Consider the following 25,470-nt stretch of genomic DNA (forward strand, 5'->3'; position numbering starts at 1 on the left):
TTGCAAACTGCTGTTAGGAGTTCGTTTTTTTATTTATTTAACTTTTTCTAATATTTTCATTGTGGCTTCTGTTCCTGTTCTTTTACAATTTTCTTCATAATCTAAACTTGCATCCAAGCCAAATTCAGACATAATTTCTTTTCGCAATTCTTGATTTTTTGGATTTCTTAAATCATACTCTGTTTTGTAATGCGGTTCACGATTAAAGTCAAAAATATTATTATTTTTTATTGTTTCAACTATGTCAACTTTCCAATAACTTGTACTAAAACCACAAGAATAATAACCATAAGGATTTTGCATAAATCTAGATGTACTATTTTCAGGCAAAAATATGTTTTCTCCACTTATGTATTTATTGAATTTAGTGATAGGAAGTTCTTTATGAATAAATCCCCATTGAAGAAAAACATTTGTACTTCCATAACTAATGCTTCTACCATAAGACATTGGATATTCAAATTCTTTTTCCTCAAGCTTTTTATAACCAATTATTTCATATTCTCCATAATGTAAATGATTATCCATCATAAAATCTGACGGCAACGCCGTTAGATTTTCTAATATTTTGATATCAATCTTTTTTTCTGTGGAGATAAATGGATATAATTGAACCAAAACTGGTGTTCCCATTAATAAATTTAAACCGTGGTTTTTTACCAATAAATTATTTTTTCTTAATTTATTTATATCAAGTAAAATTCTCCCAAATCCATAATTTTTTCTGTCAATTTTGTATGTAAAAAAATCCCCCGATTTATATTTTACATTTTTCTTTTTGAAATTTTTGAAAGCATTAATTTGTTCAATATGAAGTTCATCCGAGTTTTTTATAAAATCATCAACCCAAAAATCCAATTTGTTTTCTGGTTTTTGTTTTTTGTCTTCCCAATAACTTGAATAAAAAGTTGTTTTAGTCGTGTGATTTCCAATTAATAAATATCCGAAGTTATTTAATGAGAAATACACACCAATTGGAGTTTTTGTTGATAGAACAGATGCAGTCAGTTTTTGTTCTTTTCCTTTAGTTGTTTTTGGCAATATGATTTCTCTGTTTTTTGTCAGTTCGTCATATTGGTATTCTACATATTGAGTTGAGCTTGAAATTATATGTTTTTTTATTGTATTATTTTCAAAATACAAAATGCTCGGTTCACGATAAGTATCACCTTTTAATATTACTTTTTCCCAATTTGGTTTTACTTTTTCAAGTCCAAAATATTCTCTTTCTTTATTTGATAATTCAAAATTCATTCTGTTTCGGATTTTTTTTGGTAAAATGACGCCTAACTAGTAAATTACTTCAAGTAATTATACAAAAATAACAAATTTCTTACAATGCTTGCTGAAGTTCTTCTTCATATTTAATATAAGTTATAAACAAGCAAAAAAAAAAATCCCGAGCCTTAACTCGGGATTCAATCTTACATATTTTTAATTTGCTGTAGCTTTTCTTTCCACAATTTCAAGTCGTCTTTGTGGCGTTCAATGTTTTTCTGAACTTCTTTAATAAAAGGATTTTCACCTTTAGAACTACTACTAATAAACTGAATGTTGTTCTCTAATTGGAAAATTTCGCTTTGTACTTCGTCGATTTTCTTTCTAATAAAGAATTGCTCTTGTTCTAAAGCACGTTTGTCATCGTTGTCGCTCATTTGCTCTAAACGGTTGCTAAAACGCATCATTTCGGTGTCTTTTTTAGACATACTTAGTTTCTCAAACAAGGCATCTAAAATCTTATTGAATTTTCCTTCAATGTGTCTTCTGTTAAAAGGCACTTTTCCAAAAGTTTTCCAAGTAGCAATGTGTTCTTTTATCGCATCTAAATCCGCTTTGTGTTCGCCAGTTAATGTAAACGATTTCAACTCTTCTAAAAATGCTTTTTTCTTTTCAAATGCTTCTACTTCTTCACCCGTTTCAGCATTTTTAGCTTCGTGCATTCTGTCAAAATACGCATTACATGCATCTTTAAAGTCTTTCCAAATACTATCCGAATATTTACGAGGCACATGTCCAATTTTTTTCCAATCGTCCTGAATTTTCTTCATAACTGGAGTAGTCGCAGCGAAATCGGTACTTTCTTTTAACGATTTTGCTTTTTCAACTAATTCCAATTTCTTAGTTAAATTCTCGTGTTGCTCGTGTTTGATATCTTTATAGAAAACGTTTTTGTGTGCATTAAAAGCTCGAACCGCATTTTTAAATTTAGCCCAAGTTTCCTCAGTTTCTTCCGCTGGAACTTTACCTGCTTTGAAGAACGCTTCGCGCAACGCTTCCATTTTCTTAATTTGTGCTTGCCATCCACTGTGCGAATCGATTTTCTCGGTTCCTAAAGCTTCAATCAGCACTATAATTTCGTTTTTAACCGCTAAGTTATCCGTTTCTTTTCCTCTTGCTACTGCGTATAAAGCTTCGCGCTTATCGTGCATTTGTTTGGTGATTTCGCTGAATTCGTCCCAAATCGCTTCTCTGTGTTCACGATCAACTGGTCCAATTTCTTCTTTCCAAACGCGGTGTAACAATTGCAATTCACGGAACGCTTTCATTACATCTTCTTCGTTTAGCAATTCTTTCGCTTTAGCAATAATTTGTTGCTTTTGCTCTAAATTGTGTTTCAAATCTAAATCACGCGCTTCTTTGTCCAAATGCATAATGTCGTAAAAACGCTCAATATGAAAATGGTAATTGTTCCACAAGATGTTGTATTTGTCTCTTGGAATCGCACCTGCATTTTTCCAACGCTCACGAATGTCGTTTACTTTTTTGAACATATCGCCAATATTCGAATCACCAGAATCGATTAAGTTTTTCAACTCGTCGATTAAGCCTTCACGAACGGCAAAATTTTGCTCTAAATTGTTTTGTAATTGTTTGAAATGTTTGGCTTTGCTTGCTTTGTAAGCGTTGTAAATGCCATCAAACTTATTTTTTAAAGGAAAGTGATACTCAAAATCTAAACCTTCTTCGTTGTTTTGAGCCAAGAATTCCTCTTTTTTCTCGTCTATAAAATGGTGGTATTTGTCCGAAAAAGCTTTTCTAATGCCTTCTACATGGTCTTTAATCGCCATTACTTTTTCGTTGTTGACTAATTTTTCTAGCTCATCGGTTAAGGCTTCCATCGACATCGCATCGTAATCCAATACCGGAATTTCATGCTTTTCTTTTATCGAATCATCTTCGCTTTCTTCTGCATTAGAATTGTCTATTTCCTCTAATACCGATTGACTAATAATGGTAACGCCATCTAATTGTTCCATTTGGTCTTGTCCATCTGCGTTATGCAGGTTATCATGTGTTGCTTCTGACATTGTGTAAATGCTTAAGGTTACTAATATTGTGTGAAGATACTAAAGCACTCCGAAAATTCAAAAAAAATCGTCCAATTATCGCTTATTTTCTTTGAAACGAGTGTTTTGGGCTTTCTTAAGAATTGTTTACAGACAATTTCTTGCTAACCATTGAATTATTGTGGAATTTTTATTTCTGATTTAACAACTTGATTATCATAGTTTGTTTCCCAGTAATGGATGTAAATAGAATCTTTTTTATAATCGACTTTTAATGAGTCGATTTCTTCGGGAAAATAGAGATCTTCTACTTCTTTTTCGAAAAACAAACCTTTTTTGTAAACCAATATTTTTGGAGGTGCCATTACACCCACAAAGCTAGTTTGAATTCTTAGATTTTTATCTTCATAACATATTTTTTCAAAAGGAGAAATCGTTCGACCTATGATTGAAAATACTATAACAACTCCAAGAAATGGAATTAGAAGTAATAAAGGAAAAATAAGAGGTAAAATACTGAGAAAACTAAAGTACGTTTTTTCTAATTTGTTTAAAACTGATTTTTGAGCAAAAAGATTATAGAAAATCCCCGAAAGTAAAACAATGAATGTTACGATTCTTCCTGTCCAAATTCCTCTAATTTGAAGTTCGAGAATTAATAAAACAATTGTGATTGTAATCGTAAAGTAGTGTAAATATTTGAGATAAATTGAAAGTTCTGGATTTAGTCTATGATCATTTTTCTTCCAGTCTTTGATTTTGAAAGCATAGAGAATCAGTAATAAAATTGAAACTACAAATATCATAATCTACTCATTCCAAATCTTCCAAGCCTTCTCCGCCTGTAAAACTAACATTTCATAACCGTTTTTAGTCACGGCGCCTTTTGCTTTGGCTTTTCTTAAAAATGCAGTTTCTTCTGGATTGTAAATTAAGTCGTAGGCAATGTGTTTTTTGGTAAACAAACTGTAGTCTAAATTCGGACAATCCTCCACATTAGGATGTGTTCCTACTGGAGTCGTATTGATGACAATCGTATATTCTTCAAAAATTGAAGCGTCTAATTCTTCGTATTTAAACTGAAATTCATCTGCTGTTCTCGAAACGAAATCATATTCAATTTTTAAGCTTCGTAAGGCGTAAGCGATTGCTTTACTAGCACCACCAGTTCCTAAAATCAAAGCTTTTTTATGATGGTCTTTCAATAAAGGTTTTATTGATTTTTTGAATCCGTGGTAATCGGTATTATAACCTTTTAGCTTTTTCTTTTTGGAAATCGTAACGCAATTTACGGCACCAATTTTCTTAGCTGTTTTAGATAATTTATCCAAATACGGAATAATCTCTTCTTTGTACGGAATCGTCACGTTTAAACCACGTAACCCTTTAATTTCGGTAATTACTTTTGGAAACTCTTTGATGCTTTCAATGTCGTAATTCTTGTATTCGCAATTGTCAAAATGACCAATTTCAAACTTCTCATTGAAATATTTTTTTGAAAAAGAATAGCTTATGTTTCGACCAATTAAGCCAAATTTTAACTGTTTTTTTGTTTTCTTTTTCATTGGTAAAAGATTTTCAGAGTTTATAAAGAATCAAATTTAAATAGTATTTTATTATAAATTGTTAAGACAATGTTTATTTTTTAAATTAAGTGAAATAAAATTATTCTTTTGCTAGTTTCTTTTTAATTATCTTAATGATAACAGGAGAAACAGAAACAAGTGTTATTAATAAAATAACCAAATCAAAATTTTCTTTCACCCAAACGACTTGACCTAAGAAGTAACCTAAAAAGGTTAAGCTGGTTACCCAAATAAAAGCGCCTAACACACAAAAAACAATATATTTAATGTACGGCATGCTTCCTGCTCCAGCAACAAAAGGTGCAATGGTTCTTAATACGGGAACAAAACGAGCCATGATGATTGCTTTTCCACCATTTTTTTCGAAGAAAGTTTCGGTATGAGTGATGTATTCTTTTTTAAGAAAAAGGATTTTCTTTTTTTGCTTTATGAGATTGCCAAATTTATTTCCTACGAAGTAGTTTAAATTATCACCAAGCAAAGCTGCAATAATTAATAACGGAATGATGATTGACATGCTCAATTGTCCTGTAGAAGCAGCAATTACACCAATAGCAAAAAGCAAAGAATCTCCTGGTAAAAGTGGCATAAAAACGAAGCCAGTTTCTGCAAAAATAACTAAGAATAAGATTAAGTAAATTAGGTAATCGTATTGAATAATTAAGTCTTGTATTATGGTTAAAGGATCATTTAGAAAGGCAGATAAAAAATCGATAATTTCCATTTGGATTGTAGGTTGTTTTAATTTATTACTTAAAAAAAAATAGTTTTAATGAATTTTTAGAAATTGAGGTATTGATTGTAGAACGCTATTTTTTATATTTAGTTTCTCCCTAATTTACTTGCCATTTTTTCCATTCCAAAAATCACAAAAAATCCTAAAATAGCCAATACGATTGCCATTGCAATTTGCGGTTCGCCCTCAAAATTTTGTGGTAAAATACTTTTGTCAATATAAGGCACCACTTCGCCGTGGCTGTTGATTCTGGTTTCTAAAACTTGTTTCCAAGGCCAAACTTTATTTAATGAACCAACCATGAATCCAACTAATAAGGTTAATGTTGTGTTTTTATGATGGGCAAACATCCAATGTAATACTTTAGAAAACGATTTTAATCCGATAATACAACCAAGAGCAAAAACACCTAATTTTAATAAAGCTTGTGTTAAGATTTCGGAATTGGCTGTAGTTAAGCCTTCTCTAAAAGTATTGATAGTTCCAATTACAGTTTCATAAGAACCCATTAAAAGCAAAATGAAAGCACCTGAAATTCCGGGTAAAATCATCGCAATAATGGCAATAAAACCCGATAAAAATAAATACCAATAACTATCAGGAGAACTCACTGGACGCGCAATAGTAATGTAATAGGAAACGGTAATTCCGATTAGTAAAAATAAAATATCAACTAATTTCCAACTCGTAATTTCTTTCCAAATTAAAGTAATACTCGCAATAATTAATCCAAAGAAAAACGACCAAACTAAAATAGGCTGGGTTTCTAATAAATGCGTAATTACTTTTGAAAAAGTCAAAATACTGATTCCAATTCCAGAAAGTAAAGCCAATAAAAAACTACCATTTACTTGCTTCCAAGCAGCTTTTAAGCCTTCATTTTTTAATGTTTTTAAAACGGAAATATTCACATTATTAATGCTATCAATTAATTCTTGATAAATTCCAGAAATAAAAGCAATAGTTCCACCAGAAACACCAGGAACTACATCGGCAGCGCCCATCGCTAAACCTTTAAGTGTAATAATTAGATAATCGGGAAAAAGTTTTCTCATGACAATAAAAATTCCAAAGTATTGCTACTTTGGAATGGGTTAAGGGTTGTTTGTTCTTTATTTTTTAAATTTCATAATCGTTTTCTGAACTTCAGTTCTTTCCCAAACTACTGGGAACAACTCTTGAAACAAAGTTAACTGTTTCAAATTTAATTTCATTCCGTTCATTAGGTGAAGATTTCCTTTGGTAACATCATCTGTTAAGAAGTATAATCCTGCTAAACGATATTCCATTTCGTACTCGTCTGGTAACACATTGCTGGCTTCTAAAAGGATTTCAATAGCAGTATCAAACTCTCCTAAATATTGTAAAACATCTGTCCAAAGCGTAAAAGTGTCTAAATTAATATCGCCACTTTCAAATGCTTTTCGGTAACCGTATTCTGCTTCTTCAAAGAAATGAAGTGCTGTATTTACCGCTGCAAATCGTTTCCAATATAACGAATTGTCGCCATCAATTCCGATAGCTTTGTTAACGTAATACAACGCTTTTTGGAAGTTTTTTTGACGAATATAAAAATCGGTAATTGCAATCCAACCTTTGTCTAACAATGGATCTTCGTGAACAGTTTTTAGGTAGTAGTTTAGTGCAAATTCGGTATTTCCTAAACGCTCGTAACATTTCGCCACACGAAGCAAAACAAAAGAAGAAGGATCATCTAATTCTAATGTAATGTTGTAGCAATCAATTGCTTCTTGATATTTTTTTAGTTTTTCGTATGATTTTGCTTTTTCCATGTACGCACCTAAGAAGGTTTCGTCAATTAAAGTAGCATAATCGAATGCCCAAACTGCTTTTTCGTAGTTTTTTAATGCATAATATTGTCTACCTAACTGATGCCAAGCGACTTCACTATACGGATTTTTATCAATGAATTTGTTTAGATAAACAATAGCATCTTCATTCTGATCTAAGAAATCAAAACAATACACAACGTTATATAGTGCCGAATAATCTTCGGTATCTTCGTCTAAACATTTGATGAAATTTTCTTTAGCCAGTTCTAAATTGTCCATGAAAAGATATTCCATTCCAATCATCGAATATACATCAGCATAATCATCAGTATATTTCAAAGCGATTTTTAGAAAAGAAATAGCCTTTTCGTGTTCGTCTCTTTTAGAATGTATGTTGGCTTTTTGGATGTAAATTTCTTCGTTAGTTGGCTCAATAGCGTATAACTCGTTTAGTAACTTTTCAGCAATATCGAGTTTGTCTTCGTAAACCAACATTTCTACCTGAACTAATTTTAATCCTGTAGATTTTGGATGTTGTTCTAAACCTAATTTTAGCGCTTTTTTGGCCAAGTTCAATCGGCCGGTATCCATATAATGAAGAATAATATCTTCAAACTCTTCTGAATCAAAGAAAAAAACTTTGTTGGTTTTTAACATCGATTCAAATTTAGATAAGGACAAGCTGTTTTCTTCTTCTTCGTGACTCAAGTTCATAGCGCTTCGTTTTATGATTTTATCCTTATTAAAATTAAGGAATAATATTGGGGTAGTGGTTTGGGGTTTGAATTGTTGTAAACAATTTAATTAACAATTTTCAATTACAAGAGCAATGTCAAAAATCAATTTCAAAATTTAGTTTGAGTTTAAAAAAAACATCAAACTCCCATCTTCCATCATCCATCATTTCATTTCTCTTTCTATCTCATTTAATACCTCAATAATAATGCCACATCCTTTGGTAATTTCTTCATTACTAATGGTTAATGGCGGTGTAATTCGAACAGCGCATCCTTCAAAAAGCAACCAGAATAAAATTACTCCTCTTTTGTGGCAACGTAAAATTACTTCATTTGTAATCTCTGGAGAGTCGGTCATTGCAGCAATCATAAGCCCTCGACCGCGAATTTCTTTAATTAATGGATGGACTAAAAGGCTTCGGAACAATTGTTCTTTTTCTAAAGTTTCAGCCATTAAATGGGTTTCAGTAACTTCTTGCAAGGTAGCCAAACAAGCTGCCGCTATGACAGGATGTCCGCCAAAAGTAGTAATATGACCTAGTTTTGGATCGTGACTTAGTAAATCCATCATTTCTGCTGACGCGGTAAAAGCCCCAACAGGCATTCCGCCACCCATTCCTTTTCCCATAACCACAACATCTGGAATAACATCGTAGTTTTGGAATCCGAAAAGTTTTCCAGTGCGACCAAATCCGGGTTGGATTTCGTCTAATATCATGATAGCACCAACTTCATCACAACGTTGGCGTATTTTTTTAAGAAAATCGTTTTGAGGTTCAATAAATCCGGCGCCACCTTGAATCGTTTCTAATAAAACTCCTGCTGTTCTAGTGGTAATTTTTTCTAAATCTGCTTCATTATTGAACGTAATAAAATCCACATCTGGAATTAACGGACGAAAAATTTGTTTGCGTTCTTCGAATCCCATCACACTCATGCTTCCCATAGTGTTTCCATGATACGCATTGTGACACGAAATTAATTGACTTCTTCCTGTAACTCTTCTAGCTAATTTTAATGCACCTTCAATAGCTTCCGTTCCTGAGTTAACCAAATACGTTTTCGTAAGTGGATAGGGAAGATGTTGTGCTAATAATTTACATAATTCTGTTGCTGGATGTTGGGCATATTCGCCATACACCATTACATGAGAATAGGTGTCTAATTGTTTTTTGATGGCATCATTCACACGTTGTGGTTGATGTCCTAATGTGTTTGCCGAAACTCCAGCAACCATATCCAAATAGGCATTGCCATCAGTATCGTAAATATAAGAACCCTTAGCATGAGAAATTTCCATGGCTAATGGGTGAGGTGAGGTTTGTGCTTGGTATTTAAAAAAATCTTCAATCATTTTAATCTGCTTTAGGCTTTAAGCCATAGGCTCTAAGCTTTGTTGTGAATTACTAAACAATATTTTGCATAAAGCTTAAAGCTTATTGCTTATTGCTTCTTCACAGTTTTCTTTTTTGATGTTGCTTTTTTCTCAGTTTTCTTTTCTTCAACTTTTTTATTGTCGTCGAATTCTAAAGTTTCTGGAAGAATCTCCATAGGTTTTTCAGCAGCTACAGCTTTCTTTTTCGCTTCGATTTGAATTTTATCGTCTAATGCAATTTCTTCAGCTGGGAAAATGTCATCTTTACTTAAAATTCGTTCATCACCACGCCATAGGAAACCTCTTAATTTCCGAGCATTTTCAGGAAAATCTTTTTCGGGATATATAAAACTATCAGTTTTAGTAAAGAAAGTAATCGAATTAATTTTATTAGCTTCTAATTCCAAATTAATTTTACTACAAACTGTTTTGTTGATTCCAATAAACTCATTAGCATCGTTGTACATGTAATAAATGACTTCGGCATTCTTAACAACATCGACTTCTTTTAGTTTACTATCAACAAATTTTCCATATAAATTCTGTCCTTTTATCTGATTGTAACCATTTTTGCTGAGACTGTCTTTTTGTATAATAAAAGCATTGTTGAGTACTTTTAGAGAATCTAATTTTTGTGTTTTGTTGTTACCAATTAAATGCATGATGTCGCCTGTCATTTGGTTTTCGTTGTTCCAAAGAATAGGTTTTCCAATCATTTTCGTCAACTGTGTTTTATTGTTAGAATGAAGCGAATCACATTTTCCACTCATATCACTTTTGTAAAAACGAACATTGTTGAAAGCACGAATCACGCGATCTTCTTGCGGTCCTGAAACAATGATTTTTTTACCATGCATATACAAAGTATCTTTTTCTACCAATGTTTTTACTAAAGCTCTTTTGGTTAAAATCATTGAGTCTTTTTTGGTGGCAGCATTTCGGTATAATTCCGCGTAATGACCTGTAGCGATAACCTTATTGATGGTGTCGGTAATTTTTACATTGTTGATACCTCTTGAATAATTTTTCTTTCGGTCATAATACAAATCATCGCCTTCAATTATTTTGTTATCTAGCATGATTTTAGAATTTTTTGATAGTTTTCCAACATCATTCGTAGTGTCGTAAAATCCGTTTTCGGTATAAATTACGTTTTCTTTACTAGTAATGGTAGAAGGTCCAAAAACATAAGCATGACCTGAATTTTCGTAATAATCTAAATTGTTAGTTTTTATAGTGCTTTCCGGATTCGTAACGGTCACTGCAGTTGTAAATTTATATTTCTTTTGATCTACATAATAGCGTCCCGATTTACTTCTCAACGTGTTTTCTTTGTTGCGAATGGTTCCGTATGAATTATAAGATGCTAATTGGTTTTTCTTATCGAAATAAACGGTATCGGTAGTTAAGGTTGATTCAGGTGAACGCAAAACTACGTCTCCAGTTGCAAAAGCCAGTTCTTTATCACCATTGTATTCAGCATAACGGCTGTTCATTGTAATGGTGTCGCCTTGATTCATTTGAACATTTCCAAATGCTTTTACGTAATTTTCATCTTTAAAATGATACGCTTTATTGCAAAACATTTTTACTCCATTGTGTATGATGCGAACATTTCCAGTAAACACAATAGCGCCTGGAATTTCGGTTTGATTCATATCTACGAAATCGGAGTTTTCAATGATAATTTTTTTCTTTTCTTGCGCTACCGAAAAGGTTACTGACAGCAATAAGAAGGCGATATAAAAAAATGTGTTTTTCAAGTCGGATTTATTTTGAGCCAAATTTAAGTAAAAAGTAGAAAGTCGGTTCTTAATTAAGATTTTTTTATCAGTTTTAAGCATAAAAAAACGCTTTCAATTGAAAGCGTTTTTAGTGATTATTTCATTATCGTTTGTTTTCTGTCTGGTCCAACCGAAATTACTTTGATTGGCACTTCCACTTCTTTTTCAATGAATTCGATATATGTTTTTAATTCTTGTGGTAATTCATCATACGTTGTCATTCCTGTTAAATCAGCTTTCCAACCTTTCATTTCTGTGAAAATTGGAGTTACATTTTCAGGTTCAATGTTGTATGGTAAATGTTGAATTGCTTGTCCTTTGTAGTTATATCCTGTACAAACTTGTAACGTATCAAATCCAGAAAGAACATCGCCTTTCATCATGTATAATTGTGTTACGCCATTAACTTGAACCGCATATTTTAAAGCAACTAAATCTAACCAACCACAACGACGTGCACGTCCTGTAACTGATCCAAATTCGTTTCCTACTTTAGCCATAGTTTGTCCAGCTTGATCGAAATCTTCTGTTGGGAAAGGTCCGCTACCTACACGAGTAGTGTACGCTTTGAAAATTCCGAAAACGTCTTTTACTTTGTTAGGAGCAATTCCTAAACCAGTACAAGCACCAGCAGCAGTTGTATTTGATGAAGTAACAAATGGATATGTTCCAAAATCAACATCTAGTAAAGATCCTTGCGCTCCTTCAGCTAAAATTGATTTTCCTTCTTTTAACGCTTTGTTTAAATATTCTTCACTATCAATGAAAGTTAATTTCTTTAAGTCTTCTACGGCTGCAAAAAACTCATCTTCCATTTCTTTTAAGTTGTATTGTAATTCTACATCGTAGAACGCAATCATTGCTTCGTGTTTGTCAGCTAAAGTTCTATATCTTTCTTTGAAATCTACTAATTCTAAATCACCTATACGAAGTCCGTTTCTACCCGTTTTGTCCATGTAAGTTGGTCCAATTCCTTTTAAAGTAGAGCCAATTTTCGCTTTTCCTTTTGATGCTTCAGAAGCGGCATCTAATAAACGGTGTGTAGGTAAAATTAAGTGTGCTTTTCTAGAAATGAATAATTTAGCGGTTACATCCATATTGAATTTAGCTAAACCTTCAATTTCTTTTTGAAAAACTACAGGGTCGATTACAACTCCATTTCCAATAATATTAATAGCGTTTTTGTGAAAAATTCCAGAAGGAATAGTTCTTAAAACGTGTTTGATTCCGTCGAATTCTAATGTGTGTCCCGCATTTGGTCCACCTTGAAAACGAGCAATAATATCATATTTTGAGGTAAGAACGTCAACGATTTTTCCTTTTCCTTCGTCTCCCCATTGTAATCCAAGTAGTAAATCTACAGTCATTGTGTTGTTGTTTATTATTTGTAGTTAGTTGTTTATTATTGTTTTTTTGTTCCGTAGAAGTAAAGTGAGTGGGTTGAAATATTAATACCAAACATTTCTTCCATGGTTTGTTTAATTTGCTGAATTCTTGGATCGCAAAATTCGATTACCTCGCCAGTATCTGTTAAAATAATGTGATCGTGTTGTTTATCGAAATACGATTTTTCGTAATGTGCCTGGTTTTGTCCAAACTGATGACGACGCACCAAACCACACTCTAATAAAAGTTCGATAGTATTGTAAAGCGTAGCTCTACTTACGCGATAATTTTTATTTTTCATTTTGATGTACAAAGACTCAATATCAAAATGCTCGGTTGCATTGTAAATTTCTTGAAGAATAGCATAACGTTCTGGCGTTTTACGGTGCGCTTTCTCTTCTAAATATTTAGTAAAAACATTCTTTACAATTTCCTGATTATTGTTTTCCATTGCTTTGTTTAATGAAATATCGGCAAAGATAGTGAAAGTTAGAAGTTAGAAGTTAGGAGTTAGAAGTTTTTTTGAACAGAGTTATTAAGATGAATTTATTATTGTTTAAAAATTGCATCCCAAATTTCAGAATTAAAATGCTCGGCCATTTTATCTAATCTATATTCGCCATTTCTTACTAACAATTCTCCGTTTGGTTTTATTAATAAAAATGATCCACATAAGATTGATTTTTTTAAAAATTGATTTTTGAAAAACAAATCTTCATCTATTACAAATGACTTTCTGTTACCTACAATTGAAATGTTAATTCCTTTTTCAAATACAAATAATACTTTGATGTGGGGATTTATTTTCTCAACATTTCGTTTCATGTTGATAATAAATTTGAGATAGCTTCCGTTTTTATCCAAAAACTTATTTTCCTCGTCAAAAAATGTTCTATCATCTTTATAAAAATATTGAATCAAATAAGTCAATGAATCTTTGTGAATTTCTTTGTGAATTTTTGAAATATTTTTTAAAACAACATCATGATTAACCTTGTAGATTTCATATTTAGGCGCTGATATTTGAAAAACTTTTCCACTATCCTTTTTAACTCTAAATTCCATAGAGTTATTAGGGTGTTTTTTAAATAATGCTTGAAAATTTGATTCGCTACCATCTATATCTAAGACATATTCTTTTTTTTGTGCGGTTGAAAAAGTTGAAAAAAATAAAACTATAAATGCTAATCTTATCATAAATTAATTATTATAAACCCTTGTCACTTTATCAATTCCATCTACTTTTTTGATGTTTTCAATCAATTTTTTCAGAATAGTGTTGTTTTGAACAACAACTGCTACTTGTCCGTTAAAAATACCAGCTTCACTACTCAACGAAATACTCTGAATATTTACGTTCATTTGGCTTGAAATTACTTTGGTTAAATCGTTAGTTAATCCTAAAATATCCATTCCTGTGATTTTTAAAATGGCTTTAAATTCTTCTTGAGAGGAGTCAATCCATTTGGCTGGAATGATGCGGTAGGCATAATTAGATTGCATGCTAATGGCATTTGGGCAGTCTTTTCTATGTACTTTTATTCCTTCATTAATACTAACAAATCCAAAAACTTCATCACCTGGAATCGGATTACAACAAGAGGAAAGTTTATAGTCTAATTTGTCTTGTTCAGTTCCAAATACTAATAAATCGTATTTTTTACTAATTTCATTTTTGTGAATTTGTTCTGGTTGACTAGAAGGAGAACGCTTAATGGTTTTTTTGAAGAAATTAACCAATGTGTTGCTTTTTTGAGCAGCATAATCTTTTAGTTGTTGGTTTTCGATAGCGCCAATTCCAGCTCGGTAATATAAATCTAAACTGGTTTGCAACTTAAAGAAGTTGACCAATTCATTAGTGGTATTTTCGTTTAGAACAATTTTTAAATGGCGTAATTTTCGAGTAAGAATCTCTTTTCCGTCTTCGGCAATCTTTTTAGTATTTTCGTTTAAAACGTTTTTAATTTTATTTTTTGCTCTCGAAGTAGTTACATAATCCAACCATTGCGAAGTTGGTTTTTGATTCACCGATGTAATAATTTCAACTTGATCACCACTATTTAAAACATGATTTAGTGGAACTAATTTTCCGTTTACTCTAGTTCCTCTAGTTTTTACACCAATTTCTGAGTGAATACTGAAAGCAAAATCTAAGGAAGTTGCTCCTTTTGGTAACGATTTAATTTCACCTTTTGGAGTGAACACATAGATTTCTTTGGCATACAAATTCAGTTTAAAATCTTCTACAAAGTCAACGGCATTGGATGTTGAATTTTCTAAAGCTTCTTTCAATTGGTTCAACCAAATTTCCAAACCGTGTTCTTCCGTAGCGCCATTTTTATATTTGTAATGAGCAGCGTAGCCTTTTTCCGCAATTTCGTCCATGCGTTCGCTTCGCACTTGAATTTCAACCCAACGCCCTTTTGGTCCCATTACGGTAATATGAAGTGCTTCATATCCAGACGATTTTGGGGAAGAAATCCAATCACGTAAACGGCTTGGCGAAGGGCGATAATGATCAGTAACTACAGAATATATTTTCCAAGCAATGAATTTTTCGTCGTGTTGGTTAGCTTTGTAAATAATTCGAAGCGCAAATTTGTCGTAAACTTCATCAAAAGTAACGCCTTGAACTTTCATTTTTCTACGGATCGAATAAATCGATTTTGGGCGGCCTTTGATTGTGAATTCTATTCCTTCGTCAATCATTGATTTACTCAATACATCTGAAATAGTTTTGATGTATTCATCTTGCTCTTCTTTGGTCTCTTTAATTTTACTTACAATATCGTTGTAAACTTCGGGTTCGGTATATTTTAAACCTAAATCTTCTAATTTGGTTTTGATGTTATATAACCCTAAACGATGGGCAAGCGGTGCATAAATATAAAGTGTTTCGGAAGCGATTTTGGCTTGTTTGTAATCCACCATACTTCCCATAGTTTGCATATTGTGCAATCTATCAGCGATTTTGATTAAAATTACCCGAACGTCATCGTTTAACGTCAATAGCATTTTACGGAAATTTTCTGCTTGAATTGAAATTTCCTGATCGGTTTTAACTTTGGCAATTTTGGTTAGACCTTCAACCAATTGAGCAATTTTTGGGTTGAACATTTTTTCAATGTCCTCAACCGTAATATCAGTATCTTCAACTACATCGTGCATTAAAGCAGCAGCAATGGAAGTAGCTCCCAAACCAATATCGCGAGCTACAATTTTAGCTACAGCAATAGGATGGAAAATATAGGCTTCACCCGATTTTCTGCGTTGGTCTTTATGGGCATCAACAGCTACATCAAATGCTTTACGGATGATTTTTTTGTCTTCATCAGTAAGAGTTTGATAACTGATGCGAAGTAATTCTTTATATTCTTGCGCAATGGCTTTGTTTTCGGCTTCTAATTCTAACTCTGTCATACATTTTCTTTAACCAACTAAAAGTAAAGTATTTTTTCTAATTGTGCAAGAGAGAAAATAGAGAAAAGAATAAAGAACAAAGATTTGAAGTTGAATTTTGAAATTGCTATTGAAATTGTCTTTGTCTTTTGGCTTCGAATAACAAAATAGCGGCTGCCACCGAAACATTCATTGAATCAATTTCCCCTTGCATTGGAATAATGATATTTTTAGTGCTTTCGGTTCTCCATTTTTCAGATAAACCTGTTGCCTCTGTACCAACGATTAAAGCAGTAGGAGTAGTGTAGTTTTGGGTGTGATATTCAGTAGAATCTTGTAAAGTAGCGGAATAAATATTAATGTTATTCGCTTTTAGATAGGCAATTACTTCTTCCGTAGTTCCAACAGCAATTTGTCGGGTAAACAAACAACCTACGCTTGAACGAACGATATTTGGATTATATAAATCGCTTTTTGGATTGGCAATAATAACTGCATCAATATTTGCGGCATCAGCTGTTCTTAGAATTGCACCGACATTTCCTGGTTTTTCTAAAGATTCCCCAACTAAAATTAATGGATTTTTAGAAAGTTTTAAATCGGACAAAGCTAACGATTTGGTTTTGGCAATAGCTAAAATTCCTTCGGTAGTATCGCGATAGGCTAATTTTTGGTAGACTTCTTTTGAAATTTCTATTACGTTTAACGGTTTAATTGTTAAATCGTTTAGTTGTTTTTCCGAAATAATTTCAGGTAAAAATAAAATGGTTTCTAATTCATAACCTCCTTTTAGTGCTAATTCAATTTCGCGTTTTCCTTCAATTAAAAAAGTGCCCGTTTGTTTGCGAACTTTTGCTTTTTCTTGTAATTGAACTAACGATTTAATAAACGGATTTTGAACCGAGGTGATTTGTTTCATGAATAAGAAATTATAGAGCAAAAGTACAAAAAAAAGCCTCTCATTTACTGAAAGGCTTTTGGTCTTATTTTTTTTGTTGTTCGAATTTTCCTTTGTAACGTTGATACAATTCGGTGTGGTGACTTTCCAAACTGATTTGTCTTCCATCGATAAAAGCAAAAGAAATGATATTAGTTTTCATGTCCAAAGCATCGCCTTCGGAAATAAATAATGTGGCACTTTTTCCTGATTCTAACGTTCCATATTGCTTGTCAATTCCTAAAATTTTAGCTGAATTTCCGGTGATTAATTGTAATGCTTGTTCTTTTGAAAGTCCCCAAGCGGCACAAGTTCCAGCATAGAAAGGAAGATTTCTAGTTTGCATACGTTCCATGTCACCTGCATTTTGTAAGCCAACTAAAACGCCTGCATCTACTAATAATTTAGCATTTTTATATGGTAAATTAACATCTTCATCTTCTAAAAGTGGCAAACTGTGAACGCGATTTAATAAAACAGAAACATTATTTTCTTTTAATAATGCACCTACTTTAAAAGCATAATAACCACCAACAATTGTCATGTTTTTGATGTTGTTTTTCTTTTTGAATAAAACGGCATCAATAATTTCTTTTTCACCATTTGCGTTTACAAACAAGGTTTTTTCACCCGATTGTAAACCTTTCATAGCCTCGTATGGAATGTCTTTTTTAGTATTTTTACTTCCCAAATAAGCAAACGCATTGTCAAAATACTCTTGAATAGCTTTTACTTGCGGATCGTAGTTTTTGTTCATTTCAATTCCTCCTGGTTCAGCCCACCAACCCGCTCTTGAGTAGCTTCTTGGCCAGTTTAAGTGAATTCCGTCATCAGTTTTAATTGAAGCATCTTCCCAATTCCATGCGTCTAATTGAACGATTGATGAAGTTCCAGGAATTCTGCCACCTCTTGGTGTAATTTGTGCTAATAAAACGCCATTTGGACGCGTAGTTTCAACTAATTTTGACTCGGCATTGTAAGCGATAATACTTCTTACGTGTGGATTGAATTGTCCAATTTCACTTTCGTCATCCGAAGCTCTTACGGCATCAATTTCAACTAAACCTAATGTTGAATTCGGCGCGATAAATCCTGGATATACATGTTTTCCAGATGCTTCAATCACAATATCGTGTTTGGCTGGTTTCATTACTGTTGCATCTCCAATGTTTGCAATTTTTCCATCGATAATCGAAATTAAACTGTTTTCAATTACTTTTCCGTTTCCTAAATGCGCTTTGGCACCTAAGATTAAAATCGATTTACTTTGTTTTGGTGCTGGCGTTTGTTGGGCAAACCCAAACAAAGAAATAAATAAAAGAACTATATATTTTTTCATGACTAGTTGTATTTATAGTGAGACTCTTTGCAATTTTCTCCTAAGGTATCACAGTGGTAATGACCGTTTTCTTTTTTCTTAGGTAATTGCGTTTTCATTCCTTTGTTTTTAGCGTCTAACATGAAGTTGATTAATTCAGCTCTTTCTTTTTGAATTTCGCTCATCACTTCTTTCTCTTTTTCTAAATCATAGAAAATAATTCCGTCTACTAACGTTTTTTCAGCTCTTGTGTAGATTGATAATGGACTATCAGACCAAAGCACAACATCAGCATCTTTTCCTACTTTGATACTTCCTACTTTATTATCTACTTGAAGAATTTTCGCTGGATTTAAGGTTACGAAATTCCAAGCTTCTTCTTCTGTTACATTTCCATATTTAACCGTTTTTGCTGCTTCTTGGTTCAAACGTCTCGACATTTCAGCATCATCTGAATTGATAGAAACTTTTACGCCTTCGTTCATCATAATAGCTGCGTTGTATGGAATTGCATCATTAACTTCATATTTATAAGCCCACCAATCCGCAAATGTTGAACCAGCAACTCCGTGAGCCGACATTTTATCAGCTAATTTGTAGCCTTCTAAAATGTGAGTAAACGTTTGAATTTTGAATCCGTAACGCTCTGCTAATTTCATCAACATGTTTATTTCCGATTGTACATAAGAGTGACAAGTGATGAAACGTTTTTTTGCTAAAATTTCGCCTAAAACTTCCATTTCTACATCAAATCTTGGCATTTTTTTATTTTTACCTGATTTGTAAGTATCCCACTCATTTTTGTATTCAATTGCTCTTGTGAAATAATCTTCATAAACTTGTTCCACACCCATACGCGATTGAGGGAAACGGTTTCTTTCGAAATCACCCCAATTGGATTGTTTTACGTTTTCACCCAAAGCAAATTTGATGTATTTTGGAGCATCTTTTACTAACATTTCATCTGGAGAATAACCCCATTTTAATTTGATGAAAGCTGCACGACCACCAATAGGATTTGCCGAACCATGTAATAAGTTAGCTGAAGTAACTCCACCAGCTAAATTTCTGTAAATATTGATGTCTTCTGAATTTACAACATCTTCAATTGTAACTTCTGCTGATGAATTTTGACCACCTTCGTTAACTCCATTTGAAATAGCAATGTGCGAATGTTCATCAATGATTCCAGCTGTTAAGTGTTTACCTGTTCCGTCAACTACTTTTGCTCCAGAAGAAGGTAAGTTTTTACCAATTTTTGCAATTTTTCCGTTTTGAATTAAAACATCAGTTTCTTTAAGATTCCCTTCTTTTTCACCCGTCCAAACGGTTACATTTTTGAATAGAATCGTTTCTTGTTTTGGTTTTTCGTCGTTTCCAAAAGAAATATTTGGATACGTTACAGCATACATAGACGGCACTTTTGGTTCGTCTTTTTTATCGTCTTTCTTTTTATCTTCTTTAACTTCAGTTGTTCTTTTAGTTGCCGTCCAAGAAGTTTCGTTTCCATTTTCTAAAACGGCTTTACCTTGCATCATGTCTTTTACGAAAGTTCCTGAAAGTCTAACGAAATTCGCTTTTGTAGTATCTTGATTTTTGATTACCAAATTCACCCACGGATCATTGAACTGAATTTTTGTTCCAAAGTTGATACTATCTTTAACTGCTTTTGCTTCGAATTTTGAAGTTTCACCTTCGATTTTTAATTCGAATTTATGGTTGTCAAAAACTAAATCGTAAGTACCTCTGATATCAGTTGGATTGATTTTATCGATGATGTTTCGATTTCCTTGTACCCAGTTTTCTAAGATATTGCTTTTGTCTTCAAAGATATCTCCAGAAACGATAATAAAGTTCGCTAATTTTCCTTTAGAAATAGAACCTACTTTGTCAAATTGATTTACCAATTTTGCAGGAGTTTCTGTTAAAGCTAATAAGGCTTTGTCTTTTGGTAAACCATATAAAACGGCCTTTCTTAAATTTGATAAGAACGATTTTGTTTCTTTTAAATCAGCTGTTGAAAGTACAAATGAAACATTGTTCTCAGCTAAAATTTTCAAGTTGAAAGGTGCTTGATTCCAAAATTTCATATCGCTCAAGCTTACTTGTTGCGCTAAGTATGGATCTGTTACATCATAAGCATCTGGAAAATTCAAAGGTATAATAAAAGTAGCTCCCGATTTTTTGATTTCGTCAATGCGTTCAAATTCGTTTCCGCTTCCTTTAATTAGATATTTTACTCCGAATTCATCGCCTAATTTATCTGCTCTTAATGCATTTAATTTATCGCCAGCATTGAAAATTTGAAGTAAAGATTTGTTCGCATTGAAAGCTTCTAAAGATAAATCTTTGTTCGTTGCATTTCCTTGTGCATACCATTTTGCATCGTGAAATACTTGGCGAATTAAAGCCATACTACCCATCATAGAAGAAGGATAACTTTGCTTAGTAAATTTACTTCTACTAAATGTGAAATGTTGTGATACTTTATCTTTCAACATTCTATCAGCATTGGTGCCAAAATCGTTTAATGTCCAAAGTAAACCGGTTCCTGCAATTACACCATCGTTGTGGTGACTTAAAACGGTACCAAAACCAACTTCTCTTAAACCTCCTGCTGCTTTTTGATCGTAGCTTAAGTTTTCATAAGCATTGTATTCAGGTTTGATGTGGTCGTTCCAATAATAACCTTCACGATTGGTATCGTATTGTGGAGTGAAGTTACCACTTGGTCTTGGTGTTGGTTTGTTGATTCCAAATTCGCTATATAATTCTACGAATGATGGATAAATTGTTTTTCCAGTTGCATCTACAATTGTAGCTCCTTTTGGAATAGAAATGTTTGTTCCAACTTCAACAATTTTGTTTTCTTTGATTAACAGCGTTGCTTTTTCAATTTTTTGCGTTGCTGATACATAAATAGTGGCGTTTGTAATAGCAACATAGTTTTTGAAGCTTTGTTTTACGCCATCATTTTTTGGAAAATATTCTTGAGCATTTCCGGAAAATGAAATCAAGAATACTAACAATAACGATAAGTATCTCATGGTTTTTGGTTTAGTAATGGCTAAAGATAAAAATTATCTTCGATTTTAATTATGTAAGAAACGGATTTAAGAAATTTTAACTTTTGTTAATAGTAAATTATCGGTTTATATAAAGATAACCTGTTAATGGTTCGGAATAATTAGGATCATTTAAATAAAGGATATAATAATAAGTTCCAGCAGGCGCTAAAGTACTTCCAACACCATCTTCTACATAACCATTCCAATCGGGTTTGTTATTGTTTCCTGTCCATAAATGTTTACCCCAGCGGTTGTAAATTAATAATTCAAAATTCATGAAAATATCACGAAGTCCATCGATAAAAAATGTGTCGTTTGAATTATCTCCATTTGGAGAAACTGCATTATAAACTGTAGGAGGACAATTTTCAGTTAATAAAAAGAATGAAGTTACAGAAAAGCAACCATTATCAATACGTACAAAAATTTCTTTTGGAGTGGAAAGGGCTTCGTAGTTTGAGGTGTTTGTTATTGGATTTATATTTTGAACGGCATCATTATAACTTTCATGAAATGAAACAATATGACTTGGATCTGTTTTAACTAATTCAGAGTAACTTGAAAAATCAAAGATGCCTCGAGTTAAACCAAGATTACAATTAGTTATCGAATTTAAATTGTTGAAAGTTGGAGAAACTGTAAGTTCAATATCAATTTGGAAGGTGTTGTTGTTTTCTACTAGTTCTGTAACAATTCCAGAGCCATTTCCTGTATCGTCAACTACAGCTAGCAATGTAAAATTTAGAGGAACAGAGCTTGGAATGGTTAAAGTTATGTTTCCATTTTCGCTACCTCCAATTGGAATTATGTTTTGAGTGTATGCAGTTGCTATTGCTTGTGTTCCAGCATAAAAGGTTATTGGAGTATTGGCTTGTAAAACTTCAGTACTATTTAAATTTGAAACTGTAAAATCAATTGTCACTTCTCTTGAATTACAAGTGGAAATGGGATTTTCTAGTACAATGGTTGCATCAGGTAATTGACTGTTTAGTTTGGTAACTACAGTGTTAATCATGATGAAATCTTGAAAAGAAGTTAATGCTATTGAAGCACTCGTGTCTCCGATAGAAATATAACTATCAATTTCGTAAATATCCAAATCCATATTGTATAATTGGTTGGAACCTGTAACCGAATTAGTACTATTAAAAACGTTATTTGGAGGATTAAAAGGATTACTAATAACTGTACTATTAACAGTGAAATTCTCTGTAGCTAGTTGTGAGTCTCCTTCCCAAGCGATAAATCCCGCTTTAGCATTAGCATTGTTTAGAACATATAAATTAGTTAAATTTATTTGTAAGGCATCTGGAACACCTTGTAAACCATCATAAATGTTTAATTGATTTAATGTTAAACTTGGATTTTCATATACTATTAAAATTGCCCAACCTGCAAAATTTGTCTTTCTACTATAATGAAGAGCTTCAAAAGGAGAAATATCTAAATTAGAAAGGGTATAAGTTCCATTTCCAGTTGTTTGAACCAAAGTTGTAATATCTTTAAAAGCACTAAAGTAAGTAAACGTATTAGGGTTGAAAAATCTTGAATGTGAAAAAGTTCTATCAGGAGTAATTGTTGTTCCGTTCAAATCAACTTCAAAATCACCATCTCCACTGCCTGCCCAATATAAATAAGCTCTAATAATTGTGTCACTCGGACCTAGATTTAGTGTTGCAGATGACGATGTATTGGTTACATAGAAATTGGTGGGATTATTTTCAGCTATATTCATTGTATTTCCTACAAATGTGAAATCGTATCTTCCATTTACTTGGGTAAACAACGAAATATCTTGACCTTTTGTAAAAGTAGGTAATAGAATTCCTAATAGAAAAATGAGGCAAAGTAATTTTTTCAACATACTGATTTAGTGAAAATTTGGTTCCAATTTACTATATTTTTTTTAAAAAACAGAATAAAGAAATCAGATGCCGTAAAAATTTAGTAATTTTCCGCTTTAAAATAATAGTTTGGGAAAGTATCACGTAGAAAAATATAGTTCAATACGTTATGATTTGTGGAACGAATTTGTAGCCAATGCCAAAAATGCTACTTTTTTATTTCATCGTGATTTTATGGAATATCATCAAGACCGATTTGAAGATTATTCATTGCTTGCTTTTGATGATAGTCATGAATTAATTGCTGTTTTACCTGCAAATAGAGTAGGAGAAATCCTTTTTTCACATCAAGGACTAACTTATGGTGGAATTGTAATTCATGAAAAAACAAAACTTTCCGATTTTATCTCGATTGCAAAATCTGTTTTTGAATATTTGAACACACAACAATTTCAGAAAATAATTTTCAAAGAAATCCCAACTATTTACAATCAAATTCCTTCAGATGAATTGCAATATTTGATGTTTTTAATGCAAGGAAATTTGGTTAGAAGAGATGTTTTGTCGGTTGTAGATTTGAAAACTAAATTTTCTTTTTCACGTGATAGAAAAAATGGGATTAAACGAGGAATCAAAAATGATTTAGTTGTAAAAGAAGAACCTAATTTTGAATTATTTTGGAATGAAATTTTAATTCCAAATTTAGAAGTTAAACATCAAGCAAAACCAGTTCATTCATTAGAAGAAATTCAGTTGTTGTTTAGTAAATTTCCAAAAAATATCCGACAATTTAATGTATATCAAAACGATAAAATTGTGGCTGGAACAACCATTTTTGAAACGGATTTAGTAGCGCATTCTCAATATATTTCTGGTAATTCAGATAAAAACGAATTAGGAAGTTTAGATTTTTTACACGATTATTTAATTTCTAGCGTTTTTAAAGACAAAAAATATTTCGATTTCGGAATTTCCAATGAAAATCAGGGTAAAAATATAAATGAAGGTTTGTTGTATTGGAAAGAAAGTTTTGGCGCAAGAGCTATTACACAAGATTTTTACGAAGTTGAAATAAAAAACCACACACTTTTAGATAACGTTTTACTATGATACATTTCCTAAATTTAAGAAAACTAAATCAACCTTTTGAAGTTGCTTTTCAGAAAAAGATGAAGCAATTTCTAGATGGTGGTTGGTATATTTTAGGTAATGAAGTCAAGCAATTTGAAACCGATTTTGCCACCTATTGTGGTACGAAACATTGTATTGGTGTTGGAAATGGTTTAGATGCTTTAGTTTTGATTTTTAAGGCTTATATTCATTTAGGAAAACTTGAAAAAGGAGATGAAGTTATTGTTCCAGCAAATACTTATGTTGCTAGTATTCTAGCGGTTTTACAAGCTGATTTAGTTCCTGTTTTAGTCGAACCTAGATTAAAAACTTTCAACATCAATCCAGATGAAATTGAAGCTAAAATAACTTCAAAAACAAAAGCCATTTTACCTGTTCATCTTTACGGTCAATTGTGTGAAATGAAAGTTATTAATGAAATAGCTCAAAAGCATAATTTATTGGTTATTGAAGATGCAGCTCAAGCGCACGGAAGTCAGTTTTCAGAAAAAGAAAAAGCAGGAAATTTATCAAACGCTGCGGCTTTTAGTTTTTATCCTGGAAAAAATTTAGGTGCTTTAGGCGATGCAGGTGCCATTACAACTAACGATGATGAATTAGCTGAAGTGCTTTTTTCTATGCGAAATTACGGTTCGAAAGTAAAGTATGAAAACGAAATTATCGGCGTAAATTCTCGTTTAGACGAATTGCAAGCGGCTTTTTTGAATATTAAATTGAAGCAATTAGATTCGGAAAATGAATTCCGTAGAAGCATGGCAAAACGCTATCTTTCGGAAATTAAAAACGAAAAGATTATAATGCCAAGTTGGGATTTATCTCAAAATCACGTGTTTCATTTATTTGTTATTCGAACTTCAAACCGATTAGAGTTACAGAATTTTTTAAAAGAGAACGGAATTGAGACCATGATTCATTATCCAATTCCACCTCACAAACAAAAAGCTTTATCAAATTGGAACAATTTATCGTTTCCTATCACTGAGAAAATCCATGATGAGGTTTTGAGTATTCCTTTGAATTCGGGTTTAAAAGCTTCCGAAATCCAACATATTATTACAATTTTAAATCAATATTGATTTTGGATATTTT

At 32.3% G+C, this 25,470-nt stretch carries 19 protein-coding genes; 2 read left to right on the top strand and 17 right to left on the bottom strand.

Going from position 1 to position 25,470, the window contains the following annotated elements; genetic code table 11:
• Positions 1 to 33: 33 nt before the first annotated feature.
• From C8D80_RS10170 to C8D80_RS10250, 17 genes are all read right to left on the bottom strand, one after another.
• Complete coding sequence (locus C8D80_RS10170; protein WP_133609992.1) at positions 34 to 1,254, bottom strand: immunity 26/phosphotriesterase HocA family protein; 1,221 nt, start codon at positions 1,252 to 1,254, stop codon at positions 34 to 36.
• 170 nt (positions 1,255 to 1,424) lie between these two features.
• Entirely contained in the window at positions 1,425 to 3,308 is a 1,884-nt protein-coding gene (locus C8D80_RS10175; protein WP_133609994.1) for a DUF349 domain-containing protein, read from the bottom strand.
• A 155-nt stretch (positions 3,309 to 3,463) separates the two neighbouring features.
• Positions 3,464 to 4,093 carry a hypothetical protein gene (locus tag C8D80_RS10180; protein WP_133609996.1) on the bottom strand — a complete coding sequence of 210 codons (630 nt, stop codon included), beginning with the start codon at positions 4,091 to 4,093 and terminating at the stop codon, positions 3,464 to 3,466.
• A 3-nt stretch (positions 4,094 to 4,096) separates the two neighbouring features.
• Positions 4,097 to 4,852, bottom strand: a complete 756-nt coding sequence (locus tag C8D80_RS10185; RefSeq protein ID WP_133609998.1) for a shikimate dehydrogenase family protein — start codon at positions 4,850 to 4,852, stop codon at positions 4,097 to 4,099.
• A 100-nt stretch (positions 4,853 to 4,952) separates the two neighbouring features.
• The gene (locus tag C8D80_RS10190) at positions 4,953 to 5,597 is read right to left on the bottom strand and encodes a VTT domain-containing protein (RefSeq protein WP_199757193.1); all 645 of its coding nucleotides are present in this window, start codon (positions 5,595 to 5,597) and stop codon (positions 4,953 to 4,955) included.
• A gap of 98 nt (positions 5,598 to 5,695) precedes the next feature.
• On the bottom strand, positions 5,696 to 6,664 hold the full coding sequence (locus tag C8D80_RS10195) for a DUF368 domain-containing protein (protein WP_133610000.1): 969 nt from the start codon (positions 6,662 to 6,664) through the stop codon (positions 5,696 to 5,698).
• Between the two features lie 57 nt (positions 6,665 to 6,721).
• Positions 6,722 to 8,116, bottom strand: coding sequence for a tetratricopeptide repeat protein (locus C8D80_RS10200; protein ID WP_133610002.1), 1,395 nt, complete (start codon positions 8,114 to 8,116; stop codon positions 6,722 to 6,724).
• Between the two features lie 186 nt (positions 8,117 to 8,302).
• The gene (locus C8D80_RS10205) at positions 8,303 to 9,493 is read right to left on the bottom strand and encodes an aspartate aminotransferase family protein (RefSeq protein WP_133610004.1); all 1,191 of its coding nucleotides are present in this window, start codon (positions 9,491 to 9,493) and stop codon (positions 8,303 to 8,305) included.
• Positions 9,494 to 9,582: 89 nt separating this feature from the next.
• Positions 9,583 to 11,277: an OstA-like protein gene (locus tag C8D80_RS10210; RefSeq protein WP_162845065.1), complete on the bottom strand. Its 1,695-nt coding sequence runs from the start codon at positions 11,275 to 11,277 to the stop codon at positions 9,583 to 9,585.
• A 116-nt stretch (positions 11,278 to 11,393) separates the two neighbouring features.
• Positions 11,394 to 12,665, bottom strand: coding sequence for an adenylosuccinate synthase (locus C8D80_RS10215; protein WP_133610008.1), 1,272 nt, complete (start codon positions 12,663 to 12,665; stop codon positions 11,394 to 11,396).
• Positions 12,666 to 12,700: 35 nt separating this feature from the next.
• Complete coding sequence (locus C8D80_RS10220) at positions 12,701 to 13,135, bottom strand: Fur family transcriptional regulator (RefSeq protein ID WP_133610010.1); 435 nt, start codon at positions 13,133 to 13,135, stop codon at positions 12,701 to 12,703.
• 98 nt (positions 13,136 to 13,233) lie between these two features.
• The gene (locus C8D80_RS10225; protein WP_133610012.1) at positions 13,234 to 13,881 is read right to left on the bottom strand and encodes a hypothetical protein; all 648 of its coding nucleotides are present in this window, start codon (positions 13,879 to 13,881) and stop codon (positions 13,234 to 13,236) included.
• Positions 13,882 to 13,884: 3 nt separating this feature from the next.
• Positions 13,885 to 16,104: a RelA/SpoT family protein gene (locus C8D80_RS10230; RefSeq protein WP_133610014.1), complete on the bottom strand. Its 2,220-nt coding sequence runs from the start codon at positions 16,102 to 16,104 to the stop codon at positions 13,885 to 13,887.
• Between the two features lie 106 nt (positions 16,105 to 16,210).
• Positions 16,211 to 17,002 carry a TrmH family RNA methyltransferase gene (locus tag C8D80_RS10235; protein ID WP_133610016.1) on the bottom strand — a complete coding sequence of 264 codons (792 nt, stop codon included), beginning with the start codon at positions 17,000 to 17,002 and terminating at the stop codon, positions 16,211 to 16,213.
• 64 nt (positions 17,003 to 17,066) lie between these two features.
• On the bottom strand, positions 17,067 to 18,359 hold the full coding sequence (locus tag C8D80_RS10240; protein WP_133610018.1) for an amidohydrolase family protein: 1,293 nt from the start codon (positions 18,357 to 18,359) through the stop codon (positions 17,067 to 17,069).
• A 2-nt stretch (positions 18,360 to 18,361) separates the two neighbouring features.
• On the bottom strand, positions 18,362 to 21,385 hold the full coding sequence (locus C8D80_RS10245; protein WP_133610020.1) for an amidohydrolase family protein: 3,024 nt from the start codon (positions 21,383 to 21,385) through the stop codon (positions 18,362 to 18,364).
• Between the two features lie 97 nt (positions 21,386 to 21,482).
• Positions 21,483 to 23,270: a T9SS type B sorting domain-containing protein gene (locus tag C8D80_RS10250; RefSeq protein WP_133610022.1), complete on the bottom strand. Its 1,788-nt coding sequence runs from the start codon at positions 23,268 to 23,270 to the stop codon at positions 21,483 to 21,485.
• A gap of 109 nt (positions 23,271 to 23,379) precedes the next feature.
• Here C8D80_RS10250 and C8D80_RS10255 point away from each other — a divergent pair, with 109 nt between their 5' ends.
• Together C8D80_RS10255 and C8D80_RS10260 are read left to right on the top strand one after the other, a co-directional pair.
• Positions 23,380 to 24,360 (top strand): GNAT family N-acetyltransferase, encoded by a 981-nt coding sequence (locus C8D80_RS10255; protein ID WP_133610024.1) that lies wholly within the window; start codon positions 23,380 to 23,382, stop codon positions 24,358 to 24,360.
• Complete coding sequence (locus C8D80_RS10260) at positions 24,357 to 25,457, top strand: DegT/DnrJ/EryC1/StrS family aminotransferase (RefSeq protein ID WP_133610026.1); 1,101 nt, start codon at positions 24,357 to 24,359, stop codon at positions 25,455 to 25,457. Before C8D80_RS10255 ends, C8D80_RS10260 begins: the two co-directional genes overlap by 4 nt.
• The last annotated feature ends 13 nt before the right edge of the window (positions 25,458 to 25,470 follow it).

This window comes from Flavobacterium cheniae, from assembly GCF_004363695.1.
Lineage (GTDB): Bacteria > Bacteroidota > Bacteroidia > Flavobacteriales > Flavobacteriaceae > Flavobacterium > Flavobacterium cheniae.